Here is a 19364-nt window from a genome sequence, read left to right as displayed (position 1 = left end):
CGGGACCCGCCCAGCGGTGGACGGTGAGCCCGAGTATAGGACGGATCCGCCAATCCGTCTATTAAAAGCTATAAATATGTGCAAAGCTGATCGCGGAGCTCATGGTCTGCTCACATCCCCCGATGTCGCGGCCGTCTGGCTCGCAATCAATATGTTTTTTCAGCGAGGAGAGAACGATGAAGAGATCCCTGACCGTCCTCGGCGCCACGGCGCTGACCGCTGCCCTGCTGGTCCCGCAGCCGGCGCACGCCCTGACCCCTCCCCAGGCCGATTCGGCGTTCGACGACTTCGTCGACGACTTCTGGGACGACTCCGCGAACTACTTCTTCACCTACAGCGACCACCAGATCCATCCGGAGCATGCGCACGGCCCGCACGGTGGTCTCTATACCGACTACTGGTGGGAGGCGCAGCTCTGGGAGACGGTGATGGACGTCTACGAGCGCACCGGCGACGTCGATGCCCGCCAGATGATCGACGACATCTACGACGGCTTCCAGACGCAGTACCCGGACTTCCGCGACAACGACTGGAACGACGACATCGGATGGTGGGCGCGCGGCGCCATCCGCGCGTACGAGATCACCGGCGACGTCGAGTACCGCGACGACGCCATCGAGATGTTCGATTTCATCGCCCAGTACGCCGACACGACCTACGGCGGCGGCATCTGGTGGAAGAACGTCGACATCGGCGACGGCGAACGCAATGAGAAGAACGTCGCCACGAACGCGACGGCCGTCTACACGGCGATGCGCATCTATGCGGCGACGGGCGACGTCTCGTACCGCGACACCGCACGCAGCCTCTTCGCATGGCTCGACGCGAACTTCTACGTCGGAGGCAAGCTGCGCGACCACATCGAGGGCACCGGCCAGTTCGTCGACTGGGACTGGACGTACAACCAGGGAAACTACGCCGGCGCCGCCCTCGAGATGTACCTCGACTCGGGCGATCCCGCGGAGCTCTCGCGCGCGGTGGCCGCGATCGATTGGGCGACGGCGAACCTCACCTCGTCGGGGACCTTCCTCTTCGAGGGCGTCGACGACACGGGCGGGTTCAAGGCCATCCTCACGCGCAACATCCGCGCGCTGATCGACGATGCCGGGCAGACGCAGTACGAGCAGCTGCTCACCGACAACGCGACCCAGGCGGCCAATCACCTCAACTCCGCGGGCATCGGGGCATACGACTGGACCGCTCCCGCGCCCGAGCTCGGCACGACCGCCATCCAGAGCCTGGCCGCGGCGGCCAGCGTCGCGGTCATGCACCAGGCGACTCCCGACGGCTACACGGGTCCGGTCGAGGGCACCCGCGTCTACGAGGCCGAGAACACCGAGCGCTCGGGAGTGATCTCCGAAAGCGGGCAGTCGGGCTACAGCGGGCGCGGATACATCGGCGGCTGGATCGGCGACGGCACGGGAGTGACCTTCCACGTCAACGTGGCGGCCGCCGGCTCCTACGAGCTGCAGTTCCATTACGCCGCGGCCGGGGGCGTCGCCTCGCGGGCGCTGACCGTCAACGGCGCGACGACCCCGCTGTCGTTCCCCGCGACGTCCGGCTGGGGAGACTGGCAGGCGCGCACGGTGACCGTCTCGCTCGCTGCGGGCTACAACCGCGTCGACCTGCGTGTCGACAGCGCGGCGGGCAGCACGAACTATCTGAACCTCGATCGGATGACCGTCGCCGACTGAGCGCATCGAGGCTGCGCGGTGCGGCATGATCGCCGCGATCAGCTGCGTCGCGATCACTGCCCGAGAGACGCTTCCCTGTCAAGGCACTGGGGAAGCGTCTCTCGGTTCTCCTAGCTTCAGGTCCACAGGACGGCGTCCGTCGGTTCTGGCGCGACGAAGCATCGGAGGCCGACATCAGCAGCTCCGCTCCTGCCCGCAGCATCCGGCAGAAGTACAACCGGCGCGAAGCGCTGGCGGGCTACCTCTTCCTGACGCCGTGGATCATCGGCTTCCTCGTCTTCACGGTCGGGGCGATGGTCTACAGCCTGTACATCTCGTTCAGCAGCTACAACCTCGCGACCAACTCGTCGCGGCCGATCGGCCTCGACAACTACGCGCGACTGTTCGATGACCCCCGCGTCGCCGTATCGCTCGCGAACACCCTGTTCTACGCGGTCATGGCCGTGCCGCTCGAGATCCTCTTCGCGCTCCTCCTGGCCCTGCTGCTGAACCGCATGGGGCGGGGCGCGGGAATCTTCCGCACCCTCTACTACCTTCCGAAGATGACGCCCGCCGTCGCGACGGCCGCGGTGTTCTTTTTGCTGCTCAACGGCAACTCCGGGGCCATCAATCAGGGACTGGCGACCATCGGCATCTCGGGGCCGCAGTGGCTCGTCGACCCGGCCTGGGTCAAGCCGAGCATCGTGATCATGGCGCTCTGGACGGTGAGCGGCACGATGGTCATCTTCCTCGCGGCCCTGAAGAACGTGCCGGTCGAGCTCTACGAGGTCGCCTCGCTCGACGGCGCGGGACCGATGCGGAAGTTCTTCTCCATCACCCTGCCGATGATCTCGGGCGCGATGTTCTTCAACGTCATCGTGCTGACGATCGCGGCCTTCCAGGTCTTCGATCAGGCCTACCTGCTGTTCTGGCGAGACCAGAGCAACGCGTCGCCCGAGGCGTCGCTGTTCTACGCGATCTACCTGTTCCAGCAGGCCTTCCGGCAGTTCAACTTCGGTTTCGCCGCCGCCATGGCCTGGCTGCTCTTCGTCATCATCATGGTCGTCACGGTCGTCCAGGTGAAGTTCGGCAACCGCTTCGTCTTCTACGAGGGAGACCGCTGATGGCGATCACGCAGCAGACACCCGGCGTGGGCGACCCCACGCCGGAGCTCGCCGCAGCGGCGGCACCGGCTGCGGGTCGACGCCCCCGCCGCGCCCGGCGCCGCATCGGCACGCCGAAGACCGTCGCGGGTCGTGTCGTGCTCGCGGCCGTCTCCACCGGCTTCGCCCTGCTGTTCCTCTACCCGTTCGCGTGGCTGCTCGCGGCGAGCTTCAAACCGCGCGGCGAGGTCTTCGACAACCGCCTCATCCCGCAGACGTTCGTTCCCGAGAACTACGCCGAGGTGTGGAACCAGCTGCCGCTGCTCAGCTGGATGTTCACCAGCGTCGCCATCGCGCTGCTCGCCGCGACGGCCGTCTCGATCTCGAGCTCGATCGTCGCGTTCGGCTTCGCCTACTTCTCGTTCCCGGGGCGCAAGCTGCTCTTCGGGCTCGTGCTCGCGACGATGATGCTCCCGGGCGCGGTGACGATGATCCCGGTTTACCTGATCTGGAAGGAGACGGGCCTGCTGGGCACCTGGGTGCCGCTGTGGGGGGCCAACCTCTTCGGCTCGGCGTTCTACATCTTCCTGCAGCGTCAGTTCTTCCTGGGGTTGCCGCGCGAACTCTTCGAGGCCGCCCGCATCGACGGCGCCAGCTACTGGGGACTGTTCTGGCGCATCGCGATGCCCCTGTCGGTGCCGTCGTTCGTGATCGTGTTCCTCTTCGAGTTCCAGGCCAGCTGGAACAACCTGCAGGCCGCGCTCATCTATCTGAACGCCGGGTCGGTCGACGAGTTCACCGCGCCCCTCGGCATCGCCTACGCCATGACCAAGTACAGCCCGACGGCCGGCGGTCAGGGCGATTACCAGTACGTGATGGTGGCCTCGCTCATCGTCACGCTGCCCATGCTCATCCTCTTCGCCTTCGGGCAGCGCTACTTCATCGAGGGCGTCGCCACGCAGGGCCGCAAGGGATGACCCGCGTGCTCGCGCGGGACCACGACAGGAGGAACACATGCGCAATCGAGTGATCGGAGCGACGGCCGTGGCCGTGGCATCCGCCCTCGCCCTCGCCGGCTGCTCGGGCGGCGAGGCCGACGCCGACGTCGACTTCTCGGCGACCCCCACCGGCACCCTCGCGGCGTGGGGGTTCGAGAACGCCGACGACGTCGGCACCGCGCGGCTCGACTACGCGGCGGCCCAGCTCTCGGACGTCGAGGTCGAGCTGGATGCGACAGCCTTCGACTCGCAGAAGTTCACGACCCGCATCGCCAGCGGCGACGTGCCCGACGTCGTGCAGATGGACCGCCGATACGTCACCCAGTACGCCGCGCAGGGCCTCATCGTGTCGCTCGACGCCTGCTTCGAGGCGCAGGATGTCGACGCCGACGAGCGCTGGTACGAGTCCGTCGTCGACGACGTGCGCTACGACGACGAGGTGTGGGGGGCGCCGCAGTTCTACCAGCCGCCGGCGATCATCCTGAACAAGCGGGTGATGGATGCCGCGGGCGTGACCGCTGACGAGATCGACACGTCGCAGCCCGACGTCCTGCTCGCCGCGATCGAGAAGATGTACCAGGAGTCGAACGGGGTGCCGACCCGGCTCGGCTTCGACCCCGTGTCGACGGGGCAGTCCGCGCTGTGGATCCTGGGCTCGGGCGGTCGCCTGACCGGCGACGACGGCGCGCCGACGCTCGACGATCCGAGCAACCTCGCCGGCCTCGAGCTGCTGCAGCGCATCAACGACGCCCAGGGCGGGTTCGCGCAGGTGAAGAGCTTCACCGACGCCTTCGACTCGTTCGGCGACGGCAACCAGTACGTGACCGACCAGGTCGGCGCGCAGGTCAACGCCCAGTGGTACCCGAACGTGCTCTCGCCCTACATCGACCAGATCGACATCGAGGCCGTGCCGTTCCGCGACAGCACGGGCGAGCCGTTCTCGGTCTCGGGTGGACAGGCGTTCGTGATCCCTGCCGGCGCGAAGAACGCGGCTGCCGCGTGCGCCTGGATCTCGGCGCTCACGAGCGGTGAGGCCTGGAACGCCGCGGGCGAGGCCCGGGCCGAGACCCGCGCGGCCGACGGCGGCGCCAACACGGGCCTGTTCACCGGGTCACCGCAGCCCGACCAGGAGATCCGCGAGAAGTGGGTGACGTCGTCGGGCGACGAGGGCTTCGACCAGGTCGTCGCGACCTACTACGACGTCGTGGACTACGGCTCGTCGTTCGGATCCTCCCCCGCCGGACAGGACATCCAGAACGAACTGAACAACGCCGTGACGGCGACCCTGCTCGGCGACAAGACCGCCGAGGAGGCACTGGCCGACGCGCAGGATGCCGCGATGCGCGCGTACGAGAACGCCACCGCCGCCCGCTGACCGGCCTCTCGGCGGGCCGGCCCGTGCGGGCCGCCGATAATGGGCGGATGGAGCCGTGGGAGATGCACGCCTGGTACGCCGACTACCTCGACGCGTGCAACCGGCACGACCTCGACGCGATCCGGACGTTCATCGACCCGAGCGTCCGGCGCGCGCACCTGCCGGGAGGCGTCGAGGCGTGGATGGCCGACACGGTGGAGGTGCTCGACGCGTTCCCGGACTGGCAGGTGCGCCGCATCCAGCTCATCGCCGAGGACGATCGCATCGCGGCACACGTGCGGGCCGGCGGCACCCACACCGGCGCGTTCCGGGGCATCCGCCCCACCCGGCGTCACGTCAACGTCGCGGAGTTCTCGTTCCTGCGGCTGGCGGGCGGGCGCATCGTCGAGTTCGCCGGAACCACCGATCACGCGGCGCTGCTCGCCCAACTGACCGACTGACCCGAGAGGAGAACCGCGATGACGGACATCGCCTGGACACGCGGCACCTGGACCAACGACCCCGAACGGGTCGAACCGGACGGCGAAGCGCTGCTGGTGACGGCCCGCGCGGGCAGCGACGCCTGGCGCGTGACCTCGTACGGCTTCGTGCACGACGACGAGCACGCCCTGCTCGCTCCGATGCCGTCGGGCACCGCGGTCGAGGTCTCGTTCGTGCTCGACTTCTCGGCCCAGTTCGACCAGGCCGGAGTCTTCCTGCGCGTCGACGACGAGACCTGGATCAAGGCGGGCGTCGAGCACAGCGACGGCGCCGACAGCCTCGGCGCCGTCGTCACCCGCGGCATGTCGGACTGGTCGCTCTCACCCGTCTCGGAGTGGACGGGCCGAGTGGTGACGATCCGCGCGAGCCGCTCCGGAGACGCCGTCACGCTCCGCGCGCGCGTCGACGACGAGGACTGGCGCCTCGTTCGTGTCGCGCCGCTCGACACGGCCGCAGCCGTGACGGCCGGCCCGTTCTGCTGCGCGCCGACGCGGGCCGGGCTGACCGTGCGTTTCGTCTCGTGGCGCAGCGTCAGCGCCGACGCGTCGCTGCATCCCGACCACTGAGCCGCCCGCGCATCCACCGGTCGATCGCCGCCGCGATCCACACCGCGGCCGACCCGCCCGCGATCACCATCGCCTGCATCGCGAGCGCGTATCCCCCGCTCGTGACGTTCGCCTCGACGAGACGCGGGCCGACGAGCGGCGGCAGCAGCGCGACGGCGACGACGACCCACGACGCGGGATGCCGACCGCGGGCGATGACCCAGCCCCCGACCCCGGCGAGGAGTGCCACGAACCCCTGGTTCAGCACGACGGACCACAGCGGATCGAGCGAGGCGAGGTGCCCGGCGCCCCGCAACAGGCCGAACGTCGCCCAGAGGAACAGCGTCACGCAGGACAGGGTGATGCCGCCGACGCGACGCGTCGCCGCCGTCGGCAACAGGGCGAGGGCCACCGTGAGCGCGACGACCACGAGCAGGAACTGCAGCACGTCGACGAACGGCATGTCGTTCGTGATGGTGCCGGCGTACAGCTCGGCCTGCACGATGGCCGAGAAGTCGAAGGCCACCGCGAGGTACGTCGCGAACATCGCCGCGACGACCGCGGCACCGTAGCGGGCGCCGTCCCGGGCGTCACCGTCAGTACGCAGTGCGTGTTCCATGGTGCGACAGTAGTGCGCGCGCCCGGGCCTACAATCGCCTGCATCACCGGATGCGGAAGGGGGCGGGCGTGACCGACGACGGGCACGACGAGACGGACGCTTCCTGGGCGAGCCGCCGGTCGTCGCGCCGCGACTTCCTGCGCCGCGCCGGTCTCGGCGCGGCGGGGCTGGCGATCGGCGGGTCGGCCGGCGCGGCCGCGACGGCCGCCGTCACGGCGCACCCGCCCGAGTTCGCCCCGCTCGCGGCGCGTCACGTCGCCGGCTTCGACCACGTTGTGGTGCTGATGTTCGAGAACCGCAGCTTCGACAACCTGCTGGGACACCTCTACTCGGCAGACGAGAAGAGCGCGGCCGACTTCGACGGCGTCCCGCAGGGCGACTACGCCAACACCGCCCCGGACGGCTCCGTGGTGCCCGCGCACGTCTACTCCGGCGCCACCGACCACGTCATGCAGCAGCCGCAGCCCGACCCGGGTGAGACCTACCCGCACGTCAACACGCAACTGTTCGGCACGATCGATCCGGCCGGTAACGCCGACCTCGCTCGCAACGGTCTGCAGGCGCCCTACAACGCCCCGGCCGCGGGCGCCACCGCGCGCAACGACGGCTTCGTGCACGACTACGTCGTCAACTACCGCCTCGCGAAGAAGCGCGAACCGACCCCCGACGAGTACGCCACGGCCATGGGCGGGTTCTCCCCCGAGATGCTGCCGGTGATCTCCACGCTCGCGCGCGAGTTCGCGGTCTACGACCGATGGTTCGCGGGTGTGCCGTCGCAGACCTTCTGCAACCGCAGCTTCTTCCACGCCTCGACCTCGCACGGCTACGTCGTCAACCACACCGGCGACGACTACGACAAGTGGATCGACGCCCCCGCCGCTCCCACGGTCTTCAACCGCCTCGAGGACGCCGGCCTCACCTGGCGGGTCTACTACGACGCCACGCAGCTCGTCTCGCTCACCGGCATGCTGCACGCGCCCGTCCTCGAGCGGTACTGGAAGACGAACTTCCGCGTCATGGAGCAGTTCCACGTGGATGCGGCGAACGGCACGCTGCCCGACTACGCGTTCATCGAGCCGCGCATGGTGTTCAACCACAACGACATGCACCCGCCCTGGGGAGCGACGCGCGACGGCGAGCTCGAGCTGCCCGACGGCAGTCGCATCCGCATCGCCAACAGCGCGGACAGCGACGTGCGGGCGGGCGACAAGCTCGCGCAGGACGTCTACGACGCCATCCGCACGAGCGCGTCGGCATCCGGATCGAACGCGATGAACACCGCCCTCCTCATCACCTTCGACGAGCACGGCGGCACCTTCGATCACGTCGCTCCGCCGGCGGCCGCGCCGCCCGACGCGAGCGGCCCGGGCGAGATGGGATTCGCCTTCGACCGCCTGGGGCTGCGGGTGCCGGCGATCGTGGTCAGCGCGTACACCGCGGCCGGAACGGTCGTGCACGACGAGATGCACCACGGCTCGGTCACGAACACCCTGTGCCGACTCCACGGGCTGCGTCCACTCACCGTGCGCGACGAGACGGCGAACCCCATCTTCAACGCCGTCAACCTCACGACGCCGCGCCAGCCCTACACCTGGCCGCAGCCCCAGTCGCTGTACGCGCCGCCCAATCCCGAGAAGGGCGCGCGCAAGGCGCCCGACGAGCGCCACCACAAGCGACCGCTCACCCCGCCGGCGCGCGGACTGCTCGGACTCCTGGCTGCTCGTTTCGACCCGGGCAGCACGCTGCCCGCGACGTACGGCGAGGCCTACGACGCCCTCGTCGAGCACGGCACCGGCCTCTTCGGCGCCTACGACACCCCCTGATCCCCGTCTCCCAGCGTCGAGTCGCCAAGAAATGCGGATGCCGGGCCGCCCGCATCCGCGTTTTCTGGCGACTCGACGCTTCACCCGCACGAGCGGGCGAGCCGGTCGCGCCAACTAGACTGATCGCGTCCGGCATCCCGAGTCCTGGAGTCCAGCCGCGTGAGCACCCCTGTCGCAGATACCGTCGAGAACGCCACCGCCACTCCGGAGCGTGAGCAGCCCTACGGAGCCCTGGGCCTCAAGCCCGACGAGTACGCGAAGATCCGCGAGATCCTCGGCCGCCGCCCCACCTCGGGCGAGCTGGCGATGTACTCGGTTATGTGGAGCGAGCACTGCTCCTACAAGTCGAGCAAGAACTACCTGCGCCGCTTCGGCCAGAAGGTCTCCGACGAGATGAAGACCCGTCTCATGGTCGGCATGGGTCAGAACGCGGGCGTCGTCGACGTCGGCGAAGGATGGGCGGTGACCTTCAAGGTCGAGTCGCACAACCACCCGAGCTACATCGAGCCGTTCCAGGGCGCCGCGACCGGCGTCGGGGGAATCGTCCGCGACATCATCTCGATGGGCGCGCGCCCCGTCGCGGTCATGGACCAGCTGCGCTTCGGCGCGATCGACCACCCCGACACCGCCCGCGTGGTGCACGGCGTCGTGAGCGGCATCTCGTTCTACGGCAACTGCCTGGGCCTGCCCAACATCGGCGGCGAGACGGTCTTCGACTCGGTCTACCAGGGCAACCCGCTCGTCAACGCCCTCGCGGTCGGCGTCATGCGCCACGAGGACATCAAGCTGGCCAACGCCACCGGCGCCGGCAACAAGGTCGTGCTGTTCGGTGCGCGCACGGGCGGCGACGGCATCGGCGGCGCGTCCATCCTCGCCTCCGACACCTTCGCCGACGGCGGCCCCACCAAGCGCCCCGCGGTGCAGGTCGGCGACCCGTTCGCCGAGAAGGTGCTGATCGAGTGCTGCCTCGAGCTGTACGCGGGCGAGCTCGTCGAGGCGATCCAGGACCTCGGTGCCGCCGGCATCTCGTGCGCCACGAGCGAGCTCGCGGCCAACGGCGGGTCGGGCATGCGCGTCGACCTCGAGAACGTCCTGCTGCGCGACCCCTCGCTCACGCCCGAGGAGATCCTCATGAGCGAGAGCCAGGAGCGGATGATGGCGATCGTCGCGCCCGAGAAGCTCGACGCCTTCCTCGCCGTCGTCGGCAAGTGGGACGTCGAGACGAGCGTGCTCGGCGAGGTGACCGGCGACGGTCGCCTGCAGATCTTCTGGCACGGCGAGCAGATCGTCGACGTCGACCCCTCGACCGTCGCCGTCGACGGCCCCGTCTATGACCGTCCCGTCGCCTACCCGACCTGGATCGACGGCCTGCAGGCCGACTCGGCGGCGTCCCTCCCCCGCGCGTCCGACGGCGACGCCCTGCGCGACGAGTTCCTGCAGCTCGTGGCGAGCCCCAATCTCGCCGACACGTCGTGGATCACGAACCAGTACGACTACTACGTGCTCGGCAACACGGCGCTGAGCTTCCCCGACGATGCCGGCATGATCCGCGTCGACGAGGAGTCCGGCCTCGGGTTCGCCATCGCGACCGACTGCAACGGCCGCTACTGCCAGCTCGACCCGTACGCGGGCGCGCAGCTGGCGCTCGCCGAGGCGTACCGCAACGTCGCCGTCACGGGCGCCACCCCGACCGCGGTCACCGATTGCCTGAACTTCGGCAGCCCCGAGAACCCCGAGGTCATGTGGCAGTTCGGCCAGGCCGTCGACGGCCTCTCCGACGCGTGCCTCGAGCTCGGCGTTCCGGTCACGGGCGGCAACGTCTCGTTCTACAACCAGACCGGCGACCAGCCGATCTTCCCGACCCCCGTCGTGGGCGTGCTCGGCATCGTGGACGACGTCGCCCGCCGCATCCCGTCGGGCTGGCAGGATGCCGGCGAGAACATCTACCTGCTCGGCACGACCGCCGAGGAGCTCGACGGCTCGGCCTGGGCCGACACCGTCCACGGCCACCTCGGCGGGCTTCCCCCGAAGGTCGACCTCGCGGGCGAGAAGCGGCTGGCCGGCCTCATCCAGGCGGCGTCGCAGCAGGGGCTCGTCTCGAGCGCGCACGACCTGTCGACGGGCGGCCTCGGACAGGCCCTCGCCGAGGCGACGACTCGCTTCGGCGTCGGCGCCCGCGTGTGGCTCAGCGAGATCGTCGAGCGCGACGGCGTCGATGTCGCCACTGCGCTGTTCAGCGAGTCGACGGGCCGGGTGATCGTTTCGGTCCCCCGCGAGGAGGATGTGAAGTTCCGGGGTCTCTGCGAGGGCCGCAACTACCCCGTCATCCGCATCGGCGTGACGGACGCGGCCGAGGGCATCGAGTCGGTGCTCGACGTGCAGGGCCTGTTCACGGTTCCCGTCGCCGAGATCCGGGCGGCCTCGCGCGCGACCCTGCCCGCCGCCTTCGGCGAGATCGTCGACGAGGTGCCGACGTCATGAGCGCGGCATGAGCGGACGAGACCTGACGCCGCAGGGCGACGGACGAGACCTGACGCCGCAAGGCGACGACGACGAGTACGCCGGCTTCGCGCGGGGGCGCTCGCGTCGTCTGCGGGTGACGGCGTGGGTCGCGATCGTCTCGCTCATCCTCGTCGGCGGCGGCTCGACCGTCTTCGCGCTCCTCTTCGGCTGATCCTCCGGTGCGCCGCGGGGCCCCGGCCCCGGCACGCAGACGCCGCTCAGCCGGATGCGTAGGCTGGAGTGGTGGATCTCGTCCTCGCGCTCGTGGCCGAGTGGTGGTGGATCGCACCGGCGGGAGCCGGCGCGGGCGCCCTCGGTGTCGTCGGCCTGCGCCGCCGCCGCCCGTCGCAGCGGCGGCTCGAGCTCGACGCCGCGCAGCTCGATGTGCGACGCGCGACGCAGGCCGTCACCCATTCGCGGGCACAGCTGAAGGTCGCCCGCGCCGAGCTGATGCGCGCGCAGGCCGAGAAGTCGACGCCGCGGGCGACGGCGGGCGCGGTGCCGGAAGCGCGCCGCCGGCTGCAGCTCGCCGAGCGCCAGGCGCGTGCGTCGGTCGCCGAACTCAAGGCGCGTCGCGCCGGTGTCCAGGCCGCTCGGGCGCTGATGCCGGCCTCCCGCAAGGAGATCGATCGGATGCCGCTCGCCCGGCTCATGGGCGAGCACGATGAGCTGCTGGCCCGCTGGATGGAGTACGAGACGGATGCCGCCAAGGCGATCGGTTTCCCGATGATGTCCGACGCCCGCTGGCCTCCGCTCGAGCTGTTCCTCCGCGAGCATCAGCAGGCCTCGTGGCTGCGTCCGGCCACACGCGAGACCCGCATGGCCCCCGCCGACTACAGCGCGTACCGTGAGGCCGTGCGCCGCGCGACCCACGCGTTCGACGCGGCCGAGCGGGCTGCGCGTCAGGGCACCCCGCGTGAGCTGCCCGAGCCCGATGACCGCTCGACCGATTGGACCGAGGTCGCGCAGGATCTCCTCGACAACGCCCAGCGCGCGATCACCCGCTCGACCGAGATGTGGAACCGGATGCGGCGCGACCGACCTCCGCGCGCGGAGCGAGGCGACCGCGCCGACCGACCCGACTGACTCTCGCCGCACGGCGAACGCATGAAACCCCCGAGGATTCCCCCGGGGGTTTCGTACAGGCTGGGTCAGCTGGTCTGGAGACCGTCGACCTGCGTGCCGTACTCCTCGAGCCAGGCGGTGATCGCCTCGGCTTCCTTGCCCTCGCCGTACTGGTTGACGACCATGTCCTCGAGGGCGGCGTACTGCTCGTCGTCGAGCTTGATCTTGCCGATCAGCTCGGCGGCCTCGGGGTACTCGTCGGCGAAGCCGGCGGTGGCCAGGAAGTGCAGGGCCTCCGCGTCGCCCATGGCGCCGCGCGGGTCTTCGAGGTCCTTCAGCCCATACTGCTCGTTGGCCCAGAAGGGACGCCACGAGGTCACGACGATGTCGCGCTCGGCGGCGATCGCGGTGTCGAGCTCGGTGAGCATCGCCGCGGTCGACGACGTGACGAGCTCGTACGTGCCGTCGAGACCGTACTCGGGGATCATCGACTCCTGCGTCTGCTCGGTCAGGCCGGCGCCCGGCTCGATGCCGTAGATCTGCCCGCCGAAGCGGTCGGCGTTGGCAGCGAGGTCCTCGATCGAGGTGATGTCGACGTACTCGGGCACGGCGATCGTGAGCTTGGCGTTGCCGTAGTACGCGCCGAGGTCCTCGATCTGGTCGCCGTAGCGCTCCATGTACGAGGCGTGGGTGAGCTCGGGCCAGGCCGAGGGGTAGATGTCCACGTCGCCCTGAGCGAGACCGGCGTAGAGCGGACCCGCCTCGGTCAGCTCCTGCATCTCGACGGTGTAGCCGATCTTCTCGAGCTGATCCTCGAGCAGGTAGGCGGTGCTGAGGCCGTCCGTCCACGAGGGCAGGTAGCCCAGGGTGATGGTGCCGAGGCTGTCGCCGTCGCCGCCGGTGCCGCCTTCGGCCTGGTTGCCGCTCGCGCAGCCGGCGAGGGTGAGGGATGCTGCGGCGCCGAGCGCCACGATCCCGACGAGGTGTCGCTTGTTCATCGTGTGCCTTCCGTATGTATTCGTTCGTTCCGTATGGATGGTGCAGGGAGGATACGTTCTGGGGCTCAGGCGGCGGGGACGAGCTCGCGCTTCTCCGCCGCAGCGGTGACGGCGGCGGCCGTGCGGCGCCGGGCGATCACGCCGAGGAGCGAGCCCTTCTGGCCGCTCATGTCGCCGAGCGCCGAGGTGAGGCGGTCGAGGTAGATGGCCAGGATGACGACGCTCAGGCCCGCCTCGACGCCCGTGCCGATGTTGACGGTCGACATCGCCTGGACGATCTCCTTGCCGAGCCCGGGGGCTCCGGCGATGCCGGCGATGACGGCCATCGACAGGGCGAGCATGATGACCTGGTTGACACCGGTCATGATGGTCGGCATGGCGAGCGGCAGCTGCACGCCGCGCAGGATCTGCCCGGGCGTGGCGCCGAAGGCATGCCCGGCCTCGACGGTCTCGGAGTCGACGCTGCGGATGCCCAGCTCGGTGAGGCGCACACCCGGGGGCAGCGCGAAGATCACGGTCGCGACGAGGCCCGGCACGAAGCCGATGCTGAAGAACACGATCGCTGGGATGAGGTACACGAATCCGGGCATCGCCTGCATCAGGTCGAGCACGGGCTTGATGATCGCGCTGAAGCGGTCGCTGCGGGCCGCGAGGATGCCGAGCGGCACGGCGATGACGACGGCGATGATGGTCGCGATCAGCACGAGCGCGAGCGTCTGCATCGCCGTGACCCACTGCCCGACGCCGAGGATGATCGCGAACGAGATCGCGGTGCCGATCGCGAACTTCCACGACCGGAGGAACCAGCCGAGCAACGCCGCGACGACGATCACGACGACGATGGGCGCGCTCAGCAGCAGGTCGGCGAGCGAGCCGACGAGCCAGCCGACGGCGGTCGAGACGGCGCCGAGCAGCCACGACGCGTTGTCGCGGATCCAGTCGACCACGACCTCGGCCCACTGGCCGAGCGGAATGCGGAACCCGTCCATCAGCGCACCTCCCCGTTCTGGGCGGCTGCGCCGTCGACGGCGGTCGCCTCGGCCAGCACCTCATCGATCGCGGCCTGCGGCATCGGCTGCAGCGGGATGGTGATCTCCTCGGTCGCGCCCGGGCCGGGGCCGAGGGCGGCGAGCAGGGTGATGCGCGGGATGACGCCGACGAGGCGACGTTCGTCGTCCAGGACCGCCAGCGGCAGCGGCGACTCGACGGCGGGGACGAACAGGTTCATGAGCACCTCGTCCTGGCTGACGGCCTGCGGCGCGGCCTTGATGACCGACGACAGCGACGACTCGCCGCGGCGCACGAGCTTGACGGCATCGCGGTCGGTGACGACGCCGAGCAGCGTGCGGTCGCGACCGACGACGTAGGCCGCCGACATGAACGCGTCGCGCATCTGCTTGAGGGCGACGCGGGGACCGGCCGACTCCGCGACGACGGGCCGCGGCCGCTCCATGACGTTCGCGGCCGTGAGCACGCGGGCGCGGTCGACGTCCTGGACGAACTGCTCGACGTAGTCGTTGGCGGGGTCGGTGAGGATGTCCTCGGGCGTGCCGATCTGCACGATGCGGCCGTCGCGCATGACCGCGATGCGATCGCCGAGGAACATCGCCTCGTTCAGGTCGTGCGTGATGAAGATGATCGTCTTCTGCAGCTTCTGCTGCAGTTCCAGCAGCTGCTCCTGCATCTCGCGTCGGATGAGCGGATCGAGCGCGCTGAACGCCTCGTCCATCAGCAGGATGTCGCTGTCGGCGGCGAGCGCACGGGCGATGCCCACGCGCTGCTGCATCCCGCCTGAGAGCGCGGACGGGAGCTTGTCGCCCCAGCCCTCGAGCCCGACGAGCGCGAGGATCTCCTCGGCCTTGGCGGTGCGCTCCGCCTTGCCGACACCGCGGAGCTCGAGCGGGTAGGCGACGTTCGCGGCGACCGTGCGGTGCGGCAGCAGGGCGAAGTGCTGGAACACCATCGCGATGCGCTCTCGACGGATGCTGCGCAGCCGGGCGGGGGCGACGTCGGTGATCGAGTCGCCCTTCACCGTGATCTCACCCGCGGTCGCGTCGTGCAGCCCGTTGAGCATGCGGATGAGCGTCGACTTGCCCGATCCGGAGAGGCCCATGATGACGAAGATCTCGCCGGGCTGGACGCTGAACGACGCGTCGATGACGGCGGCCGTCCCGGCGTCGGCGATCTCGTTGCGCTGGGCGCCGGCCCGCAGTCTCTCGACGACGGTCTTGGGATTCCGGCCGAACACCTTGTACAGGTTCTTGGCTTCCAGGGCAGGAGAAGGAGCTTCCCCCACAGAAGACGGAGTGGTCACAGGTCACCTCGGCAGCCGGTGCAGGGCTGCAGCGGTCACGCCCGGGTGGCGACCTCCTGGCGCACGTCTCGCGACGGCGTCTCGGCCGCGGATGTCGGATCCACGCGCACGGGCCGCCGACCATACGCTCGCCGGTCTGGCACCCCCAGGGTTGCCACCAGCGACCGCGGACTGGTCGGGTAGAGGCCCACAACAGGCCTGACCCAACGTTTCACGTCTCCCCCGAGGTCGCAAATCGTCCCGGGGATTTGACCGCTGATCGGCGGTTCCGCTATCACGCGCGCGCCGCGCGGGATGTCCTCGGCATCACGCACGGCGCGGGCGCGTCTCAGTCGGCGTAGGTGGCGAGCCGCATCGTGGCCGTCGCGCTGTGCGCCGCCATACCCTCGGAGTCGGAGATGACCTGCACGGCTTCAGCGAGCTCGGGCGTGGCCGAGCGCGTGATGCGCTGATACGTCAGCGGCTTGAGGAAGCGCGAGACCGACAGGCCCGCGCTGTGCTTCGCGCCGCCCGCCGTCGGGAGCACGTGGTTCGTGCCGGCCATGCCCTTGTCGGAGTATGCGACCGTGCTCCACGGGCCGAGGAAGATCGAGCCGTAGTTGCGCAGGCGGTCGTGATACCAGGTGTCGTCGGCCGAGATGACCTCGAGGTGCTCGGGCGCGAGGTCGTCCATCAGGGCGGCGGCGGTCTCGCGGTCGTCGGCGACCGTGACCGAGCCGTAGTCGCGCCATGCCGGGCCGGCGATCGGTTCGGTCGCGAGTGTGGCGAGCTGACGGTCGACGGCCTCGATCACGGCGCGGCCGTGCACCTCCGATGTCGTGACGAGTGCGGCCGGGGAGTTGGGGCCGTGCTCGGCCTGGCCGAGCAGGTCGGCGGCGACGATCTCGGGGTCGGCGGTCTCGTCCGAGATGACGGCGACCTCCGAGGGGCCGGCGAGCAGGTCGATCGCGACGGTCCCGAACAGCTGGCGCTTGGCCTCGGCGACGAACGCGTTGCCCGCGCCGACGAGCATGTCGACCGGCAGGTCGCCGAGCAGACCGAACGCCATGGCGGCGAGCGCCTGGACGCCGCCCAGCACGAACACGCGGTCGACACCGGAGAGGTGCGCTGCGTAGACGACGGCGTCGTTCGCGCCGCCGTCCGGCTGCGGCGGGGTGCACGCGATCACGGTCGGCACACCGGCGGCTTTCGCGACGCCGACGGTCATGAACGCGCTCGCGGTGAGGGGGAAGCGCCCCGCGGGCAGGTAGGCGCCGACGCGCGACACGGGCACGTATCGGGCGCCGGTCACGAGCCCCGGCACGAGCTCGGTCTCGAAGTCGGTCAGGTGCGACCGCTGCTCGGCGGCGAAGGCGCGGGTGCGCTGCGAGCCCAGCTCGATCGCCTCGCGCAGGTCGGCGGGCAGACGGTCGCCGCTGGTCGCGATCTGCTGGGCCGTCAGCTCGATATCGCCGCCCTCGTATCGGTCGAGCGAGCGGGCGTAATCGAGGACGGCGTCGAGGCCGCGGGCCTGGATGTCGGAGAGCATCGTCGACACGGTCTCGATGACCTTCGGGTCGCGTTGCGCCGCCGGGGCGTCGACGAGCGGCGTCTTGAGGTGGCGGAAGGAACCGTCGAGGCGCTCGAGCAGAGCGGGAGTGAATCGCATACCGGAACGCTAGGGCGAGCCCTCATCCCCCACAAGCCCGATGGATCCGATACGAAGCATCGGGTTTACCATTGGGACGTGACCCTGACCCAGTTGAAGGCCTTCCTCGCGGCGCTCGAGTGCGGATCATTCACCGCCGCCGCGATCGAGCTCGACACCACGCAGGCGTCGGTGTCGGAGCTGGTCGCGCGCCTCGAGCGCGAGTTGGGCGTGAGGCTGTTCAGTCGCGGCGGGCGACGCCTCGCACCGACGGAGGCGGCGACGGCCCTGCGGGCGCACGCGGAACAGGCCGTGTCGGCGATCGACAACGGCATCGAGACGATGCGGGCCCTGCACTCGCTCGAGGGGGGCACGTGCACCTTCGGCGTGCTCCGCAATGCGGCGTACTACGACCTCGCCGACCTCGTGGAGCGCTTCCACGCGCAGCACCCGGGCGTGCGGGTGCGCCTGGTCGGCATCAACTCCGCGCTCGTGGCGCGGTCGATCGCTGCCGGCGAGATCGAGGCCGGCCTGCTCGTGCTGCCGGTCGACGAGACCGGTCTGCGGATCACGCCGCTGTTCCGCGACGAGGTGCTCTTCGTGTCGGGACGCCCGGACGCGCCCACCGCACCCGTGTCCATCGCAGACGTCGCGGCGGCGAAGCTCGTCCTCTACGACGCGTACGCCGGATGGACCGACCCGACCCGACGCCAGCTGCTCGAACGAGCGCGACTCGAGGGGCTGTCCCTCGACCCGGCGATCGAGGTCGAGAACGTCGAGACGGCATTGGGCCTGGTGGCGAGCGGCGCGGCCGACACGATCGTCTCGCGGACGATCGCCGAGTCGGCACGATTCCCGGCGGGCGTCACCGCGGTGCCGTTCGCCGACCCGGTGTACGACACGATCGCCCTCGCCCACCGCGACGGCGCTTACCTCTCGCCGGCCGCGCGCCGGATGGCGACGCTCGCCGAGCAGCTGCTGCGCACCCGCCTCGACGCGCATCCGGGACGCCTGCCGGCCTCGTGACCGGCGGACGCCCCGGAGCGGGCGACGTGCGCCGGGTCAGTCGTCCTCGGTCGCGGTGACCATCACGCCGACGGGCGCGAGGTATCCGTTGGGATCGATCATCCAGTCGGCGTCGCGCGCGGCGTCGACGACCTCGGGGGCCCATTCGAGGTAGACGCGGTCGTCGCCCGAGGTCACGACGAGCAGCTCGCCCGCGCCGGACTCGCCGGCCTCGATGCAGCGGAACGCCCGCCAGGCGCCCGCGGGCACCGAGAACGAGTCGGACGGGGCCAGCTCGACGGTCGACGACGGGTCGCCGTTGAGGGTCACCGCCCATCGGCCGCTCTTGACCAGCAGCGCCTGGTTCTTGTCGTGTCGATGACGCAGCATCCCCTCGTCCTCGGCGGCACGCAGCCAGGCCATGTTGAACGAGTGCGGCTCGTGGATGCGGGGCACCTGGCGCCGGTCCTCGCTCATGCCGTACCCGATCGCGAGGCTGAGCTCCGCAGCGCCGCCGGGCAGGCTCGCGCACAGCAGGGCGTTGGCGCTGTAGACCCGGTCGCCGGGCTGGATGACGCGCTGGCGCATCTCCTCGACCGAGTACGACGTCAGCTCGTCGACGTACTTCTGCTGGATGGGCTTGATGAGCGCGACGTCGTCGGGGAGCTCGTCGCCCGCGACGGTGTCGATCAGCTGGTTCTCCGCGGTCAGGTAGAGACCGTACGACTCGGCCTCCTTCAGCACGGACGGACCCCAGATGATGCCTCCGGTGACGTCACGGCCGAGGACCGTCCAGAGGATGCCGTCGTCGGGCCCCTCGTTCGTGAAGCCTCGGAAGATCCAGGTCGGGATCGAGATGATGTCGCCGTCGGTGCTGACGTACTCGCCCTGCTTGCCGTCGATGCCCCACCGCAGCCGGAACTCGCCGCCGAGGTTGACGAAGACCTCAGCGGTGAAGTGCAGGTGCAGGTTGTTCGAGATGCCGTTGGGCATGCCGGCCGCACCGGTGTTGAAACCGTGCTCCTCGGTCAGGTTGATGATCTGTCCCGCGTTCTGCGACACGCCGCCGCCGATGAAGGCGTAGTTCTCCTTGCGGTCCGAACCGGGGGTGCGGCAGTCGATGAAAGCGGCGTTGTGGGGCGCCCAGTCGCTCTTGCGGATGGTGCGGCGCTCGATCTCGGCCCCGTCGACGACGGTGTCGTGGCTCAGGTGATCGGTACTCATGATGGTGTTCTTC

The 19364-nt window shown here is 69.9% G+C and carries 17 protein-coding genes; 11 read left to right on the top strand and 6 right to left on the bottom strand.

Annotation, left to right across the window (positions count from 1 at the left end):
• Nucleotides 1-176: 176 nt before the first annotated feature.
• From BLT21_RS09960 to BLT21_RS09935, 6 genes are all read left to right on the top strand, one after another.
• On the top strand, nt 177-1694 hold the full coding sequence (locus tag BLT21_RS09960) for a glycoside hydrolase family 76 protein (RefSeq protein WP_176786869.1): 1518 nt from the start codon (nt 177-179) through the stop codon (nt 1692-1694).
• 173 nt (nt 1695-1867) lie between these two features.
• Nucleotides 1868-2797: a carbohydrate ABC transporter permease gene (locus BLT21_RS09955; protein ID WP_091501573.1), complete on the top strand. Its 930-nt coding sequence runs from the start codon at nt 1868-1870 to the stop codon at nt 2795-2797.
• A complete protein-coding gene (locus tag BLT21_RS09950) occupies nt 2797-3753 on the top strand; it encodes a carbohydrate ABC transporter permease (protein ID WP_091501571.1) in 957 nt (318 codons plus the stop codon). The genes BLT21_RS09955 and BLT21_RS09950 overlap by 1 nt, the downstream gene beginning before the upstream one ends.
• Before the next feature lie 37 nt (nt 3754-3790).
• Nucleotides 3791-5149 carry an ABC transporter substrate-binding protein gene (locus BLT21_RS09945; RefSeq protein ID WP_091501569.1) on the top strand — a complete coding sequence of 453 codons (1359 nt, stop codon included), beginning with the start codon at nt 3791-3793 and terminating at the stop codon, nt 5147-5149.
• 47 nt (nt 5150-5196) lie between these two features.
• Nucleotides 5197-5589, top strand: coding sequence for an ester cyclase (locus BLT21_RS09940; protein ID WP_091501567.1), 393 nt, complete (start codon nt 5197-5199; stop codon nt 5587-5589).
• Nucleotides 5590-5607: 18 nt separating this feature from the next.
• Complete coding sequence (locus BLT21_RS09935; protein ID WP_091501565.1) at nt 5608-6195, top strand: DUF1349 domain-containing protein; 588 nt, start codon at nt 5608-5610, stop codon at nt 6193-6195.
• Here the strand turns inward: BLT21_RS09935 and BLT21_RS09930 are convergent.
• Nucleotides 6161-6793, bottom strand: coding sequence for a hypothetical protein (locus tag BLT21_RS09930; RefSeq protein ID WP_091501563.1), 633 nt, complete (start codon nt 6791-6793; stop codon nt 6161-6163). The genes BLT21_RS09935 and BLT21_RS09930 overlap by 35 nt on opposite strands.
• Before the next feature lie 68 nt (nt 6794-6861).
• On the opposite strand from BLT21_RS09930, the gene BLT21_RS09925 reads away from it, so the two are divergent.
• The 4 genes from BLT21_RS09925 (at nt 6862) to BLT21_RS09910 (ending at nt 12204) form a co-directional block, all read left to right on the top strand.
• The gene (locus BLT21_RS09925) at nt 6862-8616 is read left to right on the top strand and encodes an alkaline phosphatase family protein (RefSeq protein ID WP_256336018.1); all 1755 of its coding nucleotides are present in this window, start codon (nt 6862-6864) and stop codon (nt 8614-8616) included.
• A gap of 159 nt (nt 8617-8775) precedes the next feature.
• A complete protein-coding gene (purL, locus tag BLT21_RS09920) occupies nt 8776-11097 on the top strand; it encodes a phosphoribosylformylglycinamidine synthase subunit PurL (RefSeq protein WP_256336017.1) in 2322 nt (773 codons plus the stop codon).
• A 7-nt stretch (nt 11098-11104) separates the two neighbouring features.
• Nucleotides 11105-11290, top strand: a complete 186-nt coding sequence (locus BLT21_RS09915; RefSeq protein WP_091501558.1) for a hypothetical protein — start codon at nt 11105-11107, stop codon at nt 11288-11290.
• Nucleotides 11291-11361: 71 nt separating this feature from the next.
• Nucleotides 11362-12204, top strand: coding sequence for an HlyD family secretion protein (locus BLT21_RS09910; RefSeq protein WP_091501556.1), 843 nt, complete (start codon nt 11362-11364; stop codon nt 12202-12204).
• A gap of 65 nt (nt 12205-12269) precedes the next feature.
• Here the strand turns inward: BLT21_RS09910 and BLT21_RS09905 are convergent, their stop codons facing one another.
• The 4 genes from BLT21_RS09905 to hisD all read right to left on the bottom strand — a co-directional run bounded on the left by BLT21_RS09905 (nt 12270) and on the right by hisD (nt 17143).
• A complete protein-coding gene (locus BLT21_RS09905; protein ID WP_091501554.1) occupies nt 12270-13181 on the bottom strand; it encodes a glycine betaine ABC transporter substrate-binding protein in 912 nt (303 codons plus the stop codon).
• A 65-nt stretch (nt 13182-13246) separates the two neighbouring features.
• Complete coding sequence (locus BLT21_RS09900) at nt 13247-14170, bottom strand: ABC transporter permease (RefSeq protein ID WP_091501552.1); 924 nt, start codon at nt 14168-14170, stop codon at nt 13247-13249.
• Nucleotides 14170-15495, bottom strand: a complete 1326-nt coding sequence (locus tag BLT21_RS09895; protein ID WP_176786868.1) for a quaternary amine ABC transporter ATP-binding protein — start codon at nt 15493-15495, stop codon at nt 14170-14172. The genes BLT21_RS09900 and BLT21_RS09895 overlap by 1 nt, the downstream gene beginning before the upstream one ends.
• Before the next feature lie 328 nt (nt 15496-15823).
• Complete coding sequence (gene hisD, locus BLT21_RS09890; RefSeq protein WP_091501549.1) at nt 15824-17143, bottom strand: histidinol dehydrogenase; 1320 nt, start codon at nt 17141-17143, stop codon at nt 15824-15826.
• A gap of 78 nt (nt 17144-17221) precedes the next feature.
• Here hisD and BLT21_RS09885 point away from each other — a divergent pair, with 78 nt between their 5' ends.
• A complete protein-coding gene (locus BLT21_RS09885; protein ID WP_091501546.1) occupies nt 17222-18148 on the top strand; it encodes a LysR family transcriptional regulator in 927 nt (308 codons plus the stop codon).
• A 36-nt stretch (nt 18149-18184) separates the two neighbouring features.
• Here the strand turns inward: BLT21_RS09885 and BLT21_RS09880 are convergent, their stop codons facing one another.
• Nucleotides 18185-19351, bottom strand: a complete 1167-nt coding sequence (locus tag BLT21_RS09880; protein ID WP_091501544.1) for a cupin domain-containing protein — start codon at nt 19349-19351, stop codon at nt 18185-18187.
• Nucleotides 19352-19364: the final 13 nt, after the last annotated feature.

The organism is Microbacterium sp. cf332, from assembly GCF_900102175.1.
Lineage (GTDB): Bacteria > Actinomycetota > Actinomycetes > Actinomycetales > Microbacteriaceae > Microbacterium.
The sequence above is the reverse complement of the archived record's forward strand: the minus strand, read 5'-3'. Positions and strand labels throughout refer to the sequence as shown.